This is a genomic window from bacterium, assembly GCA_035308905.1.
Classification (GTDB): domain Bacteria; phylum Sysuimicrobiota; class Sysuimicrobiia; order Sysuimicrobiales; family Segetimicrobiaceae; genus DASSJF01.
Map to the genome: position 1 here is coordinate 16907 of DATGFS010000070.1, position 17300 is coordinate 34206.

At 70.9% G+C, this 17300-nt stretch carries 17 protein-coding genes; 16 read left to right on the forward strand and 1 reads right to left on the reverse strand.

The genetic code is table 11. The features are described 5' to 3' along the window. Positions 1-142: 142 nt before the first annotated feature. The 16 genes from VKT83_18265 to VKT83_18340 all read left to right on the forward strand — a co-directional run bounded on the left by VKT83_18265 (position 143) and on the right by VKT83_18340 (position 15168). Entirely contained in the window at positions 143-1423 is a 1281-nt protein-coding gene (locus VKT83_18265) for a metallophosphoesterase (protein ID HLY24415.1), read from the forward strand. A gap of 255 nt (positions 1424-1678) precedes the next feature. Then, positions 1679-2173 (forward strand): translation initiation factor IF-3, encoded by a 495-nt coding sequence (gene infC / locus VKT83_18270; protein HLY24416.1) that lies wholly within the window; start codon positions 1679-1681, stop codon positions 2171-2173. 10 nt (positions 2174-2183) lie between these two features. Continuing rightward, the gene (gene rpmI / locus VKT83_18275) at positions 2184-2381 is read left to right on the forward strand and encodes a 50S ribosomal protein L35 (protein HLY24417.1); all 198 of its coding nucleotides are present in this window, start codon (positions 2184-2186) and stop codon (positions 2379-2381) included. Positions 2382-2427: 46 nt separating this feature from the next. Beyond that, positions 2428-2781: a 50S ribosomal protein L20 gene (gene rplT / locus VKT83_18280; GenBank protein HLY24418.1), complete on the forward strand. Its 354-nt coding sequence runs from the start codon at positions 2428-2430 to the stop codon at positions 2779-2781. Positions 2782-2899: 118 nt separating this feature from the next. Beyond that, on the forward strand, positions 2900-3709 hold the full coding sequence (locus VKT83_18285) for an RNA methyltransferase (GenBank protein ID HLY24419.1): 810 nt from the start codon (positions 2900-2902) through the stop codon (positions 3707-3709). A gap of 116 nt (positions 3710-3825) precedes the next feature. Next, entirely contained in the window at positions 3826-3954 is a 129-nt protein-coding gene (locus VKT83_18290; GenBank protein HLY24420.1) for a hypothetical protein, read from the forward strand. Positions 3955-4137: 183 nt separating this feature from the next. Then, positions 4138-5163, forward strand: coding sequence for a phenylalanine--tRNA ligase subunit alpha (gene pheS, locus VKT83_18295; GenBank protein HLY24421.1), 1026 nt, complete (start codon positions 4138-4140; stop codon positions 5161-5163). A gap of 7 nt (positions 5164-5170) precedes the next feature. Then, positions 5171-7363, forward strand: a complete 2193-nt coding sequence (gene pheT / locus VKT83_18300) for a phenylalanine--tRNA ligase subunit beta (GenBank protein HLY24422.1) — start codon at positions 5171-5173, stop codon at positions 7361-7363. Between the two features lie 69 nt (positions 7364-7432). After that, complete coding sequence (locus tag VKT83_18305) at positions 7433-7960, forward strand: CvpA family protein (GenBank protein ID HLY24423.1); 528 nt, start codon at positions 7433-7435, stop codon at positions 7958-7960. After that, positions 7960-9723 (forward strand): DNA polymerase/3'-5' exonuclease PolX, encoded by a 1764-nt coding sequence (gene polX / locus VKT83_18310; GenBank protein ID HLY24424.1) that lies wholly within the window; start codon positions 7960-7962, stop codon positions 9721-9723. Before VKT83_18305 ends, polX begins: the two co-directional genes overlap by 1 nt. A 2-nt stretch (positions 9724-9725) precedes the next feature. Continuing rightward, the gene (locus tag VKT83_18315; GenBank protein HLY24425.1) at positions 9726-10541 is read left to right on the forward strand and encodes a DNA-3-methyladenine glycosylase; all 816 of its coding nucleotides are present in this window, start codon (positions 9726-9728) and stop codon (positions 10539-10541) included. Further along, complete coding sequence (locus tag VKT83_18320) at positions 10538-12208, forward strand: long-chain fatty acid--CoA ligase (GenBank protein HLY24426.1); 1671 nt, start codon at positions 10538-10540, stop codon at positions 12206-12208. Before VKT83_18315 ends, VKT83_18320 begins: the two co-directional genes overlap by 4 nt. A gap of 35 nt (positions 12209-12243) precedes the next feature. Continuing rightward, entirely contained in the window at positions 12244-12531 is a 288-nt protein-coding gene (locus VKT83_18325; protein HLY24427.1) for a ferredoxin family protein, read from the forward strand. After that, positions 12528-13766 carry a 2-oxoglutarate ferredoxin oxidoreductase subunit alpha gene (locus tag VKT83_18330; protein ID HLY24428.1) on the forward strand — a complete coding sequence of 413 codons (1239 nt, stop codon included), beginning with the start codon at positions 12528-12530 and terminating at the stop codon, positions 13764-13766. Before VKT83_18325 ends, VKT83_18330 begins: the two co-directional genes overlap by 4 nt. Positions 13767-13769: 3 nt before the next feature. After that, complete coding sequence (locus tag VKT83_18335; protein ID HLY24429.1) at positions 13770-14609, forward strand: thiamine pyrophosphate-dependent enzyme; 840 nt, start codon at positions 13770-13772, stop codon at positions 14607-14609. A 19-nt stretch (positions 14610-14628) separates the two neighbouring features. Then, positions 14629-15168: a 2-oxoacid:acceptor oxidoreductase family protein gene (locus tag VKT83_18340; protein ID HLY24430.1), complete on the forward strand. Its 540-nt coding sequence runs from the start codon at positions 14629-14631 to the stop codon at positions 15166-15168. Here VKT83_18340 and VKT83_18345 read toward each other — a convergent pair. Next, positions 15165-16949, reverse strand: a complete 1785-nt coding sequence (locus tag VKT83_18345) for an HD domain-containing phosphohydrolase (protein ID HLY24431.1) — start codon at positions 16947-16949, stop codon at positions 15165-15167. The genes VKT83_18340 and VKT83_18345 overlap by 4 nt on opposite strands. Positions 16950-17300 lie beyond the last annotated feature (351 nt).

Consider the following 17300-nt stretch of genomic DNA (forward strand, 5'->3'; position numbering starts at 1 on the left):
ATCGCGCCATGAGATTGGGGGGATCGATGTGCGCCGCCGCCAGAGTCGTACCTCATCACGGCCGTCTGGCAAGACCCAGGCTCGCGCGAGGACGGCCGCCCGCCCCGCGGCCGGCGCGGCGGCGAAGCGCCGCGAGGGCAGGGTGATCGGTCGCGGCGCGCCGTCGAGCAATGCCCAGCCGGTCGGAACGACATCGGCGCTCGGTTTCGCGTTCGGCAATCCCCACCCGACGCCTGACGACTACAATACCCTCGATCCGAAAGACGTGTTCGCCGATGCCAACATCAAGTCGACGCCGTCGCCGGAGCCGGTGCCTCCGCCGTGGCGGACGCCGCCCGTGCTGGCGTTCTCGGACGTGCTCGGCGCGGATATCCTCTCGCAGATTCAGCAGTCGGGGCGAATCGTGTTTCACGCGGTCGGCGACACCGGAGGGATCAAGCAGCCGTCCGACCAATTCGCGGTCGCGGACGCGATGAGCGCCGATCTCGCCGGTGCGACGTACGCGGCCGGGCGGCCGGCGTTCTTCTTCCATCTCGGCGACGTCGTCTATTACTACGGGCAGGAGCGCTACTACTACGACCAGTTCTACGATCCGTACCGGGACTACGACGCCCCAATTTTCGCCGTACCCGGGAACCACGACGGCGTCCTGTTTCCGGGCGAGCCGGTCAAATACTCCCTCGAACCGTTCTGCAATAATTTCTGCACGGCGACGTCGATGCACCATGTGGTCGCCCAGGGCTGCGCGCGGACGACGATGACGCAGCCCGGTGTCTACTTCACGCTCGACGCGCCGTTCGTGAAGATCATCGGGCTGTACTCGAACACGAGCGAAGGCGCGACGCAGGGGCTGATCAGCGGGCCGAAGGTGGGCCCGGCGCAGCTCGCGTTTCTGCAGAGCCAGCTGCAGACGGCGGCCGCCCAACGCGCGAAGAACGACCGGCGCGCTCTCGTCATCGCGGTGCACCATCCGCCCTTCACCGGCAGCGGGAGTCACACGCCGAATCCCGCGATGCTCGCCGATATCGACGCGGCATGTCAGAAGGCCGGCATCTATCCCGACGTCGTGCTCTCGGGCCACGCCCACCTCTACGAGCGATACACGCGGACGGTCGCCGGGCGGCAGATTCCATACGTGGTGGGCGGGAACGGCGGCTACTTCAACCTGTCGGGCTTCAAGCCGGGCGCCGGAGGGAAGCAGCCGAAACCGCCGGTGAAGGGAACGGACGCCGCCGGCAACCCGCTGACCTTGGAATCGTTCGCCGACAAGCTCTACGGGTACCTCAGGCTCACGGTCACTCCTGGGACGCTGTCCTGTGAGTTCGTGAGCGTGGACAAGGCCACCGGGAAGAAGACGGTCCCGGACGCGTTCAATCTCAATCTCGCCGCGCATCAGGTGACGTCCCGGCCGCGCGCATCGTGACGCGGACGCGGACACGTGTTTGTGAAACCCGTGCGGCCGGACGGGAGGCGGGCGCGGGTTGTCGTTGACCGTGCCTGCCGTCCGTGGTATAGTTTCTGGTGCCAAGCAGAAGCCATCCGCTTCTCACCTCATGGCGCGCCCGAGGCGCCGTCGATGAGGTCGGCACGATCGAGGTTGTGCGAGGGGGTGGCAACGCCGCCCCTTTTTTGTTTGGGCAACCAAGGGGGTTGAGGTTTTATCGACCGAGAGATCAGGATCAACGAGCGTATTCGGGCCCGTGAGGTCCGGCTGATAGGGGATGCGGGGGAGCAACTCGGCGTCGTGCCGACGCGTGACGCGCTCGTGCGCGCGCAGGAGGCCGGGGTCGACCTGGTGGAGGTCGCGCCGACCGCCAACCCGCCGGTGTGCCGGATCATGGACTTCGGCAAGTACAAGTACGAGCAGGCGAAGCGCGAGCGGGTCGCCCACAAGAAATCGAAGACCTCGGGACTGAAGGGCATGCGGTTGAGCCCGAAGATCGGGCAGCACGACCTGGAAACGAAGACGCGCGCCATCACGACGTTCCTCAAGGACGGCGACAAGGTGCGGGTCTCGATGTGGTTCCGGGGACGCGAGATGGCGCACCCGCAGATCGGCGAGCAGATCTTGAAGCGGATGGCGCAGCAGTTGGCCGAGGTCAGCGTGGTCGAGCGGCCGCCGCTGATGGAAGGCCGCAACATGATCATGATCCTGTCGCCGAAGAAGAACTGAGGGGGACGAGATGCCGAAACTCAAGACACACCAGGGGACGGCGAAGCGGATCCGCGTCACCGCGCGCAAGCGGCTGCTCCGCGGCCGCCAGCTCGGCGGCCATCTGATGGTCGGGAAGTCGGCCAAGCGCCGGCGATCGCTGCGGCAGCTGCGGGAGATCGAGCGCACCGATCGGGCGCGGCTCGCGCGGCTGCTTCCCTACAAGTGAGCTCGCGGCCCCGGCCGCGCGATAGACGGATGGGGGGGACGGACGAATGGCACGCGTAAAGCGCGGGGTGACGACCCGTCGCCGGCACCACAAGGTCCTGAAGCTGGCCAAGGGCTACTGGGGCAAGAAGAGCCGCTGGTTCAAGCTCGCGAACCAGACGGTGCACCGCGCGCTGCAGCAGGCGTTCAACCACCGGCGGGCGCGCAAGCGCGACTTCCGGCGGTTGTGGATCGCGCGCATCAACGCGGCGGCGCGCATCCACGGGACATCGTACAGCCGGCTCATCTGCGGTCTCCGGCGCGCCGGCATTCAGGTGAACCGCAAGGTGCTCGCCGATCTGGCCGTCCGCGACGACCGCGCGTTCGAAGCGCTGGTCAAGCGGGCGCGTTCGGACGAGTAGGTCCCATCGAACAGCCGCCACCGAGCCGGAACCTGCTTCGACCGTAAGTCACGGGCCCTCCCTCCGGGAGGGCCCGAATCGTACCCGGAGCGCCGCGGAGGCGCGGACCACGCAGGAGGTGGGTGCGTCGACCATCTCGAGCCGGCACAATCCATTCGTGCGCGAGCTCCGCGCCACGTTGCGGGCGCCGAGCCGCCGCTCGGGGGTCTGCGCGATCGAGGGGTGGCGGCTGCTCGAGGCCGCGGTCGCCGCCGGCGTGTCGTTCGACGCGCTCGTCGTGACCGAGGCCGCCGCCGCCGATCCCGCCGCCGCCCGGATCTATGAAGCGGCGCGCGCGCGCGCCGCGCGCGAGATCACCGTCACGCCGGACGTGTTGGCGGCGCTGACCCAAGTGCCCGCTCCGCAGGGGGTGCTCGCCGTCGCGCCGCGGCCCGCCGCCGCGCCGCTCGCGCTGGCCGCGGGGGCGGAGACGCTCGCGGTCGTGCTGGACGCGATCCAGGACCCCGGCAACGTGGGGACGATCGTCCGTACCGCCGTCGCGTGCCGGGCGACGATCGTCGTGGCCTGCGGCCCGACGGCTGACCCGTTCGCGCCGAAGGCGCTGCGGGCCTCGGCCGGCGCGGCGTTCCTGGTGCCGATCGCGTTCGCGGCCGGGGCCGACGAGGCGGAGGCCGCGCTGCGGTCCGCGGGGGTCCGCATCGTCGTGGCCGACGCGCACGCCCCCTCACCGCCGACCCCGGCGACGTGGGTGCGTCCGCTCGCGCTGGTCCTCGGCAGCGAAGCCGCGGGCCCGGCGCTGGTCTGGCGCGCGCACGGCGGAGCCGCGGTGCGGGTGCCGGTGCTGGGCCCCGTCGAGTCGCTCAACGTCGCGGCGGCCGCGGCCGTGCTCCTCTATCAGGCCGCGGGACTCCTCTCGCCGCGCGCTTGATCCGGGCTGCGGCGGACGTGTGTTATACTAAGGCCGCATTTCAATCCACTCCGCGACGGCGGCGACCCACAGATGGTGCCGTCGCGCAGTCGTCGCAGCACGACGGGGGACGCGTGGTGGAAATCGCGTGGACGCCGGAATGCTTCTGGCGTCTGTTCGAGGCGACCGGCTCTATCTGGGCGTACTTGATCTATCGGGACCTGACGGACGGCGAAAGCCGTTGGGTGTTGCCCATCCTGAACTGACTCCTGTTCGCGACCGCACCCGTTCCGCCCGTACCAGGTGAGTTTCGCTCCGACGATCTCGTAGGGACCGCACTTCTGTCCCTCGGACAGAAGTGCGTTGCTGTTCCGGGGGCGGCCGCGTCCCGCCGGCCGACTTGCGGCCGGCAACCATGAAATTGAAGCCGCGCGCGACCGGAGGCGATCGTGGAGAACGTCGCATGGATTGAAGAGATCCGCGCGCAGGCGACGCGGGATATCGAAGCCGCCGGCGACACGGCGGCCCTCGAGGAAGTCCGCGTCCGGTATCTCGGCCGGTCGGGCCGGATCACGCGGGCCTTCCGCGACGTGGCCGCGGCCCCCGCGGAGGACCGCCCGGGGCTCGGCCAGGCCCTTAATCACCTCAAGGATTACGTCGAACTCGCGCTGGCCAAGCGCCGCGACATACTTGGCCAGGGCGCGCGCGCGACACTCGCCGCCGCCGAGCGGATCGACATGACACTTCCCGGCCGGCCGCTCGCGCGCGGCCGCGCCCACATACTCGCCCGGACGGCGGGCGAGATCGCCGAGATCTTCCGCGGGATGGGGTTCGACATCGAAGACGGTCCGGAAGTCGAGCGGGACCACGACAACTTTGAGCGGCTCAACATGCCGCCGTATCACCCGGCGCGCGACGCGCAGGACTCGTTCTACCTCGACGCCGAGTGGATGCTGCGCACGCACACGACGGTGGTCGACGTCCACGTGATGGACGGCCGGCGGCCGCCGATGCGGGCGGTGGCCGCCGGCCGCTGCTACCGCCGCGATCCCGTCGACGCCAGCCATTCGCCGATGTTCCAGCAGATCGACGGGTTCATGGTCGACGAGGGCGTCCGGTTCTCGGACCTGAAGGGCGTCTTGTACGAGTTTGCGCGACGCTACTTCGGGCCCGAGACGCGCGTGCGCTTTGTGCCGTCATACTTCCCCTTCACCGAGCCGAGCGCGGAAATGGCCATCGGGTGCGTGATGTGCGGCGGCCGGGGGTGCGCCGTCTGCAAACGATCCGGATGGCTCGAGATCTTGGGGTGCGGGATGTTCCATCCGCGCGTGCTGGAGATGGCGCGGATCGACCCGCAGCGCTACACCGCGTTCGCGTTCGGGATCGGGATCGAACGGCCCGCGATGCTCAAGCACCGGATCGACGACATCCGGCTCTTCTACGAAGACGACGTGCGGTTCTTGCGGCAGGTGTAGGGGTCCGATGCGGGTTCCGCGCGAGTGGCTCGAAGCCTACGTCGATCTCGGCGACGTCTCGACGGAGACGCTCGCGGAGCGTCTGGCGACGGTGGGGCTGCCCGTCGAAGCGGTCGAGCCGGTCGGGGACGACACTGTGCTGGACGTCGAGGTGACGGCCAACCGGCCGGACTGCCTCTGCATTATCGGCATCGCCCGCGAAGCGGCGCTGCTCTTTGGGCGCGCGCTGCGGCTGCCGGAAGGTCTCGAGAGCGCGCCGCGGGTGCGCGCCGCACGGCCGGCCTCTCGCGCCGCATCGAAGCCGGCACGGTCCGGGCGGGGCCGGTCCGCGGCGTCGCCTGCGTCTGCGCGGCGCGCTGGCGGGACCGACGTCCACCGGCGGGTGTCCGTCACGGTCCGGGATCCCGAAGGTTGTCCGCGGTTCACCGCGACGGTTCTCGACGCGGTCCGCGTCGGCCCGTCACCGGCGTGGATGCAGCGGCGTCTGGAAGCGGCCGGCGTGCGGGCGATCAACAACGTCGTCGACGTGACCAACTACGTCATGCTCGAGATGGGCCAGCCGATGCACGCGTTCGACCTCGCGCGGGTCGGCGGCCGGCGGCTGATCGTGCGCCGGGCCCGGCCCGGAGAAACCCTCGTGACGCTGGACGGCGTCGCGCGAACCGTGGACGAGGAGTCGTTGGTCGTTGCCGACGACACGCACGCCGTCTCGCTGGCCGGCATCATCGGCGGACAGGACACCGAGATCGGTCCGGACACGACGGCCGTCCTGCTCGAGGCGGCGTACTGGCATCCGCCCGGGATCGGCCGGACGAGCCGCAGGTTCGGCGTGCGCACCGAGGCGTCGAGCCGGTTCGAGCGCGGCGCAGACCCCGAGGGGCCGGTAGCGGCCCAACGCCGCGCCGGACTGCTGCTCGCGGAGGTGGCGGCCGCCCGCCCCGCGCCCGGACTGATCGACGTCTACCCGCGGCCGCGGCTCCGGCCGACGATTCGCCTGCGGCCGTCGCGCGCCGATGCGGTGCTCGGGATCGCCATCCCGCGCGGAGAGATGGTTCGCGCGCTGCGGGCGCTCGGGTGCGACGTGCGGCCCGGCGCCGCGGCCCTGACCGTTCGTCCGCCCACGTACCGTCCCGATCTGACGCGGGAAGAGGACTTGATCGAGGAAGTGATCCGGGTCCACGGCTACGACCGCGTACCGCTCACGATGCCGCGAGGGGTGACGACGCCGGGGCGGGTGTCGGCGCCCGTCGCCGAGGAGCGGCGAGTGCGCGGCGCACTGCTGCGCGCCGGGCTGACCGAGGTGATGACGCTCACGCTGGCGGCGGCCGGAAGCCCCGCCGCGGACGGCGACGGCGCGCCGGACGGTGCGGCCGCGGTGCGGCTGGTGAATCCGCTCACCGCCGAGCACGCGGCGCTGCGGCAATCGCTGCTGCCGGGACTGCTGCGGGTGCTCGCCACCAACGCATCGCGGCGTCAGCACGACGTGCACGTCTTCGAGCTCGGCCACGTCTGGCAGGCGGCGAAAGGCGGCGGCCGGCCGGAGGAGCGCCGGGCCGCGGGCATCGCGGTGATGGGCCGGTGGCGGTGGGGCTGGAACGTGCCGGCCGACGGCGTACTCGCCGATGCCTACCATCTGCGCGCGGTGCTCGACGCGCTGCTCGACGATCTCGACATCACCGGTGCCGCCGTCGCGGCGGACTCCTCCGCGTCGTCTCTGCTGAACGGGACGCCCTGGTGGCATCCGGGACGTGTCGCCGCGCTGATGCTCGCCGGGCGTCCGGTGGGGCGCTTCGGGGAGCTCCATCCCGAGCTCGTCGACCGGGAGCGGCTGCCCGACCGGCCGTGCCTGGCCGAGCTCGATCTGGAATCGCTGCTGGCCGCGGCCCGTCCGAGCCGCGCCTACACCGGTCTCCCCCGGTATCCGGACGTAGAGCGGGATCTCGCGGTCGTCCTGCCGGAAACGCTGCCGGCGTCCGAGATCGAGCGGCTGATCCGCGAAACCGCGGGCCCGCTGCTGGAAGCGGTTGAGTTGTTCGACGTGTACACCGGGTCCCCGGTGCCGCCGGGCCACCGCAACCTCGCCTACCGCCTGCGGTTCCGCGCGGCGGACCGCACGCTGACCGCGCCCGAGGCGGAGGAAATCATGGCCCGAATTCGAACAGCCCTTCAGAGTCAGACAGGCGGGCAGCTGCGAGCGTGAATCCCGGGCCCTACGAGGAGACGCGGTCCGGCGTAGCGCTCCCTGGGGAGGCATAAGGGGGAGGGCCGGATGCCCCGCACGATCACACTGAACTGGATCGACTGGGTCACCCTCGCGATCGTGCTGGTGTCGATTCTCCGGGGCGCGCGCTTCGGCGCGCTGGCCGGCCTGCTCGATCTCGGCGGGCTCGTCGCGACCTATCTCACGGCGGCGGCCCTGTACCCGCGCGGCGCCGAGTTGCTGCGCCGGTTGCCGGGCCTGAGCCGATCCTGGGAAGGACTCATCGCGTTCGTCGTGATCTGGCTCGCGCTGTACCTGCCGCTCGGCATCCTGATCCGCTGGATCTTCGCCCGCGCGCAGTTTCCCGCGTCCGGCCTCCTGGGCGGCATCCTGGGCGTGGCCCGCGGGATCGTCCTCGCCACCTCGCTGCTCATGCTGACGCTCGCGGCGCCCTTTCGCGGCGTCGTCACGGCGGACGCCCATCGGTCGCAGGTCGCCCCGTATCTGTTGAGCGGCAGCGAGCGCGTCCAGGCGATGCTGCTGCCCGCGCTGCCGGTGCACGTGCCGAGGCTGGGCCCGGGCGGCTCCACGTTCTGATCAGCCCTCGGAACCTCGAACTCGCTCACCTCTTGTCGGAGATCGCCGACTTTCTTGAGCTCAAGCAGGAATCGTCGTTCCGGGTCAATGCCTACCGCAAGGGCGCCCGCGCGGTCGAGAGCCTAAGCGAGGACGTCGCGGCCGTCGCCGCGCGCGGGGAGCTGCGAAAGATCCCCGGCGTCGGCGCGGGCCTCGCGGAGAAGATCGAGGAGTATCTTCGCACGGGCGCGATCACGTACCATGAGACCCTGCGGGGCGATCTCCCGGCCGGGCTGCCGGAGTTGATGACGATTCCCGAGGTCGGGCCCAAGACGGCGCTGCTGCTGTACCGGGAGCTCGGCATCGCCGACGTGGACGCGCTCGAGCAGGCCTGCCGCGACGGACGCGTGCGCGCGCTGCCGCGGCTCGGCGCGCGGTCCGAGACGAACATCTTGAAGGGGATCGAGCGGCGCCGGCAGCAGGGCACGCGCCGGCCCGCCTTCGAGGTACGCCCGCTCGTGGACGCGGTGGTGGACGGGCTCCGGCGTGCGGCGGGCGTCGAGGCGGTGAGTGTGGCCGGGAGTCTGCGCCGGCTGCGCGATACGGTCGCCGACATCGACATCGTGGTCGGGGCGGTGGACCCGCCGGCGGTGATGGGGGCGCTCGTCGCGCTGCCCCAAATCGCGCAGGTGCTGTCGAAGGGTCCGACCCGGGCGAGCGTGCTGCTCGGCCGCATGGCCGTCCAGTGCGACGTGCGGGTGGTCGAGCCGGTCTCCTACGGCGCGGCGCTGCAGTACTTCACCGGCAGCAAGGAGCACAACGTGCGCCTGCGGGAGATCGCGGTGCGCCGCGGGCTGCGCATCAACGAGTACGGCGTGTACGACGTCGCCGCGGCGCCCGCGCCCGATCCGGCCGGGGACGCCGCCGGCCGGGCCGGCCGCCGGATCGGCGGGGCGACCGAGGAAGAAGTGTACGCCGCGGTCGGGCTGCCGTGGATTCCGCCCGAGATTCGGGAGGGGCAGGGCGAAATCGAGGCGGCGCAGCGCGGCGAGCTGCCGGCGCTCGTGACGCTCGAAGAGATCCGCGGCGACCTGCACATGCACACGCAGTGGAGCGACGGCAAGGACACCGCGGAGGTGATGGCGCGGGCGGCCGCGTCCCGCGGCTACGAGTACTGCTGCATTACCGATCATTCGCAGTCCCTCAAGTTCGCGCGCGGCGTCACGGTGGAGGATCTGCGGGCGCACGCGGCGGCCGTCCGCGGGCTGTCCGACGCGGTGGGGATCCGGGTGCTGATGGGCGCCGAGGTGGACATTCTCGGCGACGGATCGCTCGACTATCCCGACGACGTGCTGGCCGGGCTGGATCTGGTGGTCGGCTCGATCCACAGCCGGTTCCGGATGGCGCGCGACGAGATGACGAAGCGGGTGATCCGCGCGCTCGAGCATCCCCACCTCGACGTGCTCGGCCATCCGACGGGGCGGCTGATCGGCGAGCGCCCGCCGTACGACCTGGACATTGACGCCGTCCTCGAGGCCGCGCGGCGGACCGAGACGGCGATCGAGATCAACGCATCGCCGGACCGGCTGGACCTGCCCGACGTGCACGTCCGGGCGGCCCGTGAGCGCGGCGTCCTGGTCGCGATCGACACCGACGCGCACCAAAAGGCGCACCTCGCGTTCATGCCCTACGGCGTCGGCGTCGCCCGGCGCGGTTGGATGGACGCGGCCCACGTCGTCAACGCCTGGCCGCTCGCCACGCTGCTCGCCTTTTTGGCCCGCTAGGCGTGGCGCCGCGTCTGCCGCGGACGTTCTTTGCGCGCCCGACGATCGTCGTCGCCCGCGATCTCCTCGGTTGCTACCTGGTGCACGAGACCTCCCACGGGCGCCTGTGCGGCCGGCTCGTGGAGGTCGAGGCGTATCTCGGACCGCGCGATCCCGCGAGCCACGCCTACCGGCGCACCCCGCGCAGCGAAGTGATGTGGGGCCCCCCGGGCACGGCCTACGTCTACTTTAGCTACGGCAATCACGCGTGCCTGAACGTCGTGACGGAGCCGGAAGGCATCGCCGGGGCGGTGCTGCTCCGGGCGATCGAGCCGGTCGACGGCATCGACGAGATGGCGCGCCGGCGCGGGACGGGCGTGCCGCGGCTGATCGGGGGAGGGCCGGGCCGGCTCACCGAGGCGCTCGGCGTGACGCTGGCCGACAACCGCGCGGATCTCGTGCGGGGACCGCTCTACCTCGCGCGCGGCGCGGCGCCGCGCCGGATCGTGGCGACGCCGCGCATCGGGATCTCGGTGGCCACCGACGTGCCGTGGCGCTTCGTCGATTCGGACTCTCCGTGCCTCTCGCGGCCGCTCGGCAGGAGGCCGCGGAAGCGGCCGGAGGTCCCGCGCAGACGGGGCAGGAGGCCGCGGAAGCGGCCGGAGGTCCCGGGCAGACGGGGCAGGAGGACGCGAAGCGGCCGGAGGTCCCGCGCAAGACGGGGCAGGAGGCTGCGGAAGCGGCCGGAGGTCCCGCGCAGACGGGGCAGGAGCGGTGCGCCGGTGCGCCAAAGTGCGCCTGACAGATCGGGCGGCCGCGGTCGTGCGGCACGGGGGTGAACCGTCCGGTGCAGGGGGAGGGGCGCGAACGGCCGTGGGACCGCTTCTGGCCGGACCACGTCCCGCGGTCCATCGAGTATCCGGCGCAGCCCGCCTCGTGGATTCTCCTGCGCAACCTCCCGCACTACGCCGAGCGCCCCGCGATCCGTGTGGTGGATCCGGAGACCGCGGAGGAGCGCGGGCGGCTCACGTACGACGAGCTCTGCGCCCGGTCGCGGGCGCTCGCGGCCGGACTCGTCCGCGCGGGCGTCCGCCGGGGCGAACGCGTGGCGTTCTTTCTTCCGAACTCGCCGGCGCTGATCGCGGCCTACTTCGGGACGTGGCTGGCCGGCGCCGTGGGCGTGCCGTGCAACCCGATGCACAGAACCGCAGAACTCGAGTATCAGCTCCGCGACGCGGAGGCGTCGGTGCTGCTCACCTCCGGGCCGCTGTACCCGACGGCGGCGGAGGTCGCCGCGCGCCTTCGGATTCCGGTCTTCGTGGCGCCGGTCGGCGCGGCGGCGGGCCGGCCGGCGGACGGGCTTCCCGACGGGGCGACCCCGTGGACGGAGCTGTTCGCGTCCGCGGACGGATTCGAGCCGGTCCCCGTCGATCCGGACGCGGACCTCGCGCTTCTGCTGTACACCGGCGGCACGACCGGCGCGCCCAAGGGCGCGATGCTGACCCATCGGAACATCGTCGCCAACACCGTCCAGTTCGCCACGTGGTACGGGTTCGAGGAGGGCGGGGAAACCTGCATCGCGGCCCTCCCGATCTTTCACAGCGGCGGCATGGCGGGCGCGATGAACGTCCCGTTGTACGCCGGAGCGGCCCTTGTGCTCTTCGAGCGGTTCCGCCCGGCAGGGATCGCGCGGGCCATCGCCCGTTACGGGTGTACGCGGTTTTTCGGCGTCCCGACGATGTACGCCGCGATTCTGAACCTGCCGGACTGCCGCGATTACGATCTGTCCTCGCTGCGCGTCTGCCGCACCAGCGCGGCGTCGCTGCCCGCGGCGGTGAAGGCGCGATTCGACGAGCTGGCGGGACGCGAGATTCTCGTCGAAGGGTACGGGCTCAGCGAGACGAGCCCGCTCGCCGTCGCGAATCCGCCGCGGCGCAGCAAGGCCGGCGCGATCGGCATTCCGCTGTCCGACACCGACGCCGCCGTCGTCGATCCGCGAACGGGCGCGGCGGCCGCGCGCGGCGAGCCGGGAGAGCTGGTGCTGCGCGGGCCGCAGGTGATGCGGGGCTACTGGCGCAGGGCCGAGGAGACCGCCCTGGCGTTCCGCGGCGGGTGGTTTCACACCGGCGACATCGCGCGGCTCGACGAGGAGGGCTACTTCCAGATCGTCGACCGCCTCAAGGACGTCATCAACACGGCCGGGTACAAAGTGTGGCCGCGCGAGGTGGAGGAAGTCCTGTATGCCCATCCGGCGGTGCAGCTCGCCGCGGTCGTGGGCATGCCCGACGTGTACCGGGGCGAGACGGTGAAGGCCTTCGTCGTGCTCCGGGACGGCGCCGGCGGCGTCACCGGCGACGAGATCACCGCGCACTGCCGGGAGCGTCTCGCGGTCTATAAGGTGCCCCGCGAGGTGGAGTTCCGGGCGGCGCTGCCGATGAGCGGGGCCGGCAAAATCCTGAAGCGCGTCCTGCGCGACGCGTCCGCCTCCGGAAACCGTGAGATTTGACGCGTTTCCGGCACCTGGTGTACAGTGGGTGTACCGTGCCGCTGTTTGAGCCCGCGAAAGCGAAGAAACAGCTGCCCCCCTCCGACAAGTGGAGCGTCACCGTCGAAAAGAATTTCTGTAAGGCCTGCCGGTTCTGCATCGACGTGTGTCCCGTCGACGTGTTCCGGTGGAGCACAGAGGTCAACACGATCGGCTGGTTCCCCATCGAGGTGGCGCACGAAGCGAACTGCGTCGGCTGCATGCTCTGTTACCAGGTCTGTCCCGACTTCGTGATCAACGTCGAGCCGAAAAAGACGAAGGCCCCTCGGGAGGGCGCGGCGTGATCGCCCCGTCGGTGGCGTCCGTCCGGCTCGTCGCGCCGTGGGCGGAGTGGAACACGCGCTTCACCGACGGCCGGCGGGTGCTGGAGACCGGAACGTTTGCGCTCACCGAAGGCGCCATCGCCGCGGGCTGCCGCTTTTTCGCCGGCTATCCCATCACGCCGGCCACCGAGATCGCGGAGCACATGTCGAAACGCCTTCCCCAGGTCGGCGGCTACTACGTGCAGGCGGAGGACGAGCTGGCCGGCGTCCACATGTGCGCCGGCGCGAGCCTCGCCGGGCTCAAGGCGATGAGCGCGAGCTCCGGCCCCGGTTACACATTGATGCACGACGCGTACGGATGGGCGGTCGCAAACGAGGTGCCGCTCGTGATCGTCGACGCGATGCGGGTGGGGCCGGTGAGCGGCATCACCGGCGCGCCGGGCCAGGGCGAGTTCTACATCGCACGCTACTGCTCGCACGGCGGCAACATCGAGAGCCTCGTCCTGTCGCCGGACAGCGTGCAGGAGACCTACTGGCTCACGATCGACGCGCTCAATCTGGCGGAGCGCTTCCGCACCGTCGTGACGATCCTGACCGATCAGGTGATCTCGGACATGCAGGAGGATCTGTTCCTGCCGCGGTCGGCGGACGACCTCGCGGAGATCGTGGTCCCCCGGCGTCACAACACGGAGATGCCGTTTTACCCGCAGGGCTCCGACGCGATCGACGTCGCGCCGAACGTGGTGGGGCAGGGGACCGGGGTGTGCGTCTCTGCCTACACTCACACGCCCGAGGGCTACGACATCGAGGAGATGGAAGCGCACTGGGACCAGTCGATCCGGCTCATCAACAAGATCCGCCGTCACCGCGAGGAACTGCTGCGGTACGAGGCGGTGGGGCTGGACGACGCCGACGTCATCGTCGTGGCGTACGGCGCGACCGCCCGCACGGCGAAGACCGCGGTCCTGCGGGCCCGCCGGGCGGGGGTCCGGGCCGGTTTTCTCCGGCTCATCACGCTGTGGCCGTTCCCCGACGAGCTGTTCACCCGCGACGTGCCCTACGTCGTCTGTGAGCTCAACTACGACGGGCAGCTCGTGCGGGAGGTCCAGCGGGCGGCCCCGGCGCGCGACCGCGTGCACTTCATGGGCAAGAGCGCCGAGCTCCATACGGTGGAGGAAGTGCTCCGGGCGCTCGACGGAGTGGTGAAGGGACAGGGCATTCCCGCGATGCCGTACATCTGGACGGAGGTGCGGTAGCCGATGGCCAACCGCCTGGTCGAGAAGTACCTGCGGCCGAGCCAGATCCCGACGAAAGCGTGCCACGGATGCGGCATCGGGATGATCGAGAACTGGATCCTGCAGGCCATCGACGAGCTGGGCTGGTCGCGGGAGGACGTCGTGTTCATCACCGGCATCGGCTGCGTCGGGCGGCAGACCTACGCGACCTGGGGCGGCGACAACGTCGGCGCGACCCACGGCCGCGCGCTCGCCGTAGCGACGGGCCTCAAGGTGGCCCAGCCCGACAAGAAGTACGTGGTGGTGGTCGGCGACGGCGACGCGGCGGCGATCGGGACGTCCCATCTGATCCACGCGGCGCGGCGCAACCTCGGCGTGACCGTGATCTGCGAAGACAACATGGGGTACGAGTCCACCGGCGGCCAGTTCTCGCCCACCACGCCGGCGGGGTACGTGATGAACTCCAGCCCGTACGGCATGGTCGAACCCAGCTTCGACCCGTGCGACATCGTGAAGGCCGCCGGGGCCACGTTCGTCGCCGAGTACACCGCGGTGCAGTGGCTGCAGACGAAGAAAGCGATCAAGAAGGCGCTGCAGAACGACGGGTTCTCCTTCGTGCACGTGCGGTTCCAGTGCAACGAGAACTTCGGCGCCTACGCGCTCGGCACGCGCGACACCGTCGCCAACATTCAGTGGATCGAGGACCACACCCGCGGCGTCGACCGCGACGGCAGGCCCACCGAGTTCACTTGGGAGACCGGTATCAAACATGACGCGAGCAACAGCCGGCCGGAGTTCTCGCGGCTGCTCCGCGACCTCAATACCCGCGTTGCCGCCGGGAACGGCCGGGGCGGTCACGGCTGAGGCGCGCGGGGGGCCGGCCGTGGCAGCCACGGGCGTTCTGACGAAGGCCCGCACCGAGATCCTGATCAGCGGCTTTGGCGGCCAGGGCGTCGTGCGGATGGGCCAGATCCTCGGCCTCGCCGCGATCCGTCAGGGGATGCGCGTCACGATGCTCAAGAGCCACGGCACCGAGACCCGCGGCGGCTACGTCCGCGCGCAGCTCGTGGTGGCGCCCGAATACGTCGACAGTCCGGTCGTGGAGCACGCCGACTACTTCGTCGCGTTCTCGCAGTCGGCTTACAGCAAGTTCTACGAGCTGGCCTCGGGGGCGATTCTGTACGACCCCGACATGGTGACGAAGGTGCAGCCGCGCGACCCGGAGCGGCACGTGCGCGTGCCGGCGACCGCGCTCGCGAAGGAGCGGTTCAACAACGCGCTGTTTGCCAACTCCATCATGCTGGGGGCGCTGACGCGCCTCGCCGGACTCGACGCCGGCGCGGTGCGCGCCGCGATGCTCGAGGTGCTGCCGCGGTTCCATGACGAGAACGCGACGGCGTTTCTACTGGGGTGCGAGCTCTAGCCTTCCCGCTTCAAAACGTCGCAGAACGCGTCGACCACCTTGGGGTCGAACTGCGCGCCCGCGCAGCGGCGGAGTTCCGCGACGGCGTCCAGTGAGTACACCATCGCCCGATACGGCCGCACCGTCGTCATCACGCCGTACGCATCCGCCACGGCGAGGATTCTCGCCCCGAGCGGAATCTGGTCGCCCTTCAGGCCGTCCGGATACCCCTTACCGTCCCACTGTTCATAACGGTGGCGGAGAATCGCCGCGACGCCCTGCATCCCCTTGACCGGCCGCAGCACCTGCTCCGCAAGCGCCGGAACGGCGCGCACGATGCCGCGCTGCTGCTCCGTCAGGCGGGAATGGCCGCGGAGAATCGCTTCCGGCACGCCGATCTTCCCGAGATCGTGCAGCAAGGCCGCGCGGCGGAGGTCCACGATCTCCTCGCGGCTGCAGGACAGCATGCCGGCCGTGGCCTCGACCCACGCCTCCAGGCGCTCGCTGTAGCCGGCCCGGTGGCCGTCGCGGTCGTCGAGGGCCCGACCGAGGATCTTGACCTGTTCCTCGGCTTTGAGCGCGCTGCGTTCCGCGTTCAGCAATTTGGCCGCGCGCTCGACGAGCAGCGGGTAGAGCTCCTCGAGGGCCCAGGGCGTCGGAAGGGGTCCGCCGAGCTCGTAGGCGGCTCCCGACGGGACCGGCCCGGCCGTGCCGTTCGACGGTTGTGGAGATGGCGCTGCGGCGGGGGGCTCGACGGGGGCCGTCGCCGGCTGCGGCGTCGGGACGGGGTCGGCCGGCGGGGTCGGGACAGAGCCGGCCGGCGGCGTGCTGTCGGCCGACAACGTTTCTCTCAGACGCGCGCTTTCCGCTTCCAAGATCCGCTTGGCGTCGGACACGGGCGTTCGTTCGGCCGGCGGCTCCGGCCGCGGGTCGGCCTGCCGGACGGGGGTCTCGAACAGCTCGCGCCGCATCGCCACGAGCCGCGCGCTCTCGCTTTCGAGCTCCTGCCGGGCCGCGGTGATCTGCGCGTCGAGCGCTTCACGGGCCGCCGTCGCGAGCCGCGCGCTCTCGCTCTCGAGCTCCTGCCGGGCCGCGGCGATCTGTGCGTCAAGCGCTTCGCGGGCCGCCGCGACGCGGGCGTCCTCCGAGGCCAGGTCGTCGCGCGCCTTCGTCAGCCGCACGTGCTCCGAGGCAAGGCGCGCCCGCTCGATCTGCAGCTCGTTCTGCACCGCCAAGAGCCACAGGTTGAGCGCCGCCAGCTGTTGACGCGCCTGGTCGAGCCGTGCGCGCTGCGCTTCCAGCTCGCGGTGCGCCTCGGACAGCGACGTGCCCTCGGTCTGCAGAATGCGCAGCGCCTCGGCGATCCGGACGTCGTCCGCGCCGGCGTCCGGTTGGGGCCCGCCGGCCCGTTCGGCTAACAGGGCACATTCCAGCGCTGTCGCCCCCTGCATCGCCAGCGCCAGCATGACGTCGAGCTCAGCCGCAGACCAGCTGCGCGGTGCGTCGAAGCAGCAGACGATCGATCCGAGCCTCTTGCCGCCGCGAGTGAGCGGCCACGAGGCAACGGCGCGGTAGCCCTCGCGCTCCGCGGTCTGGCGCAGCCCGTCATCTTGCGGAAGGTCCCGGACGTCGGAGACGATGACGGGGCCGGATCCGGATGTGCTGCGATGCTCGGGGATCCCGCCGCGCGAGGCCCACAGGCGCGTCGCCTCGCCGTCCGGGGCGGAGAGGTACACCGCGCCGCGCTGCCCGCCCGTCAGAGCCAGGGCGGCCACCCCGATCGCCTCGGCGGCGTCGGCCACCGACGTGGACCGCTTCAACGTTCCACTGAGGCTTACGAAACGTTCTATTAAATTGCCGCCGGAGGACGGAGTGGGAGACTCCTGGTCCCGACGCACCAGCGTACCAGCCTGAGGAACGCCGTCGTCCGTCATCGCCGCCCCCACCGTAAGGAGCCTTGTGCCCCACTCGGGGTTGCGCCAGACCAACCGGCCGCGTCCCGCGGCTCGACCCCGCCGCGCCCCGGCGGTGTCTAGGTTCAGATAGATCCGACTACACTTGACACTCGGTGCAACGGCGGCATCGGGGCCGCTTCCGGCCGTTGGGCGGTGGCTATACTGGCACCACCATGGCCATCCTCAAGCCGTTCCTAC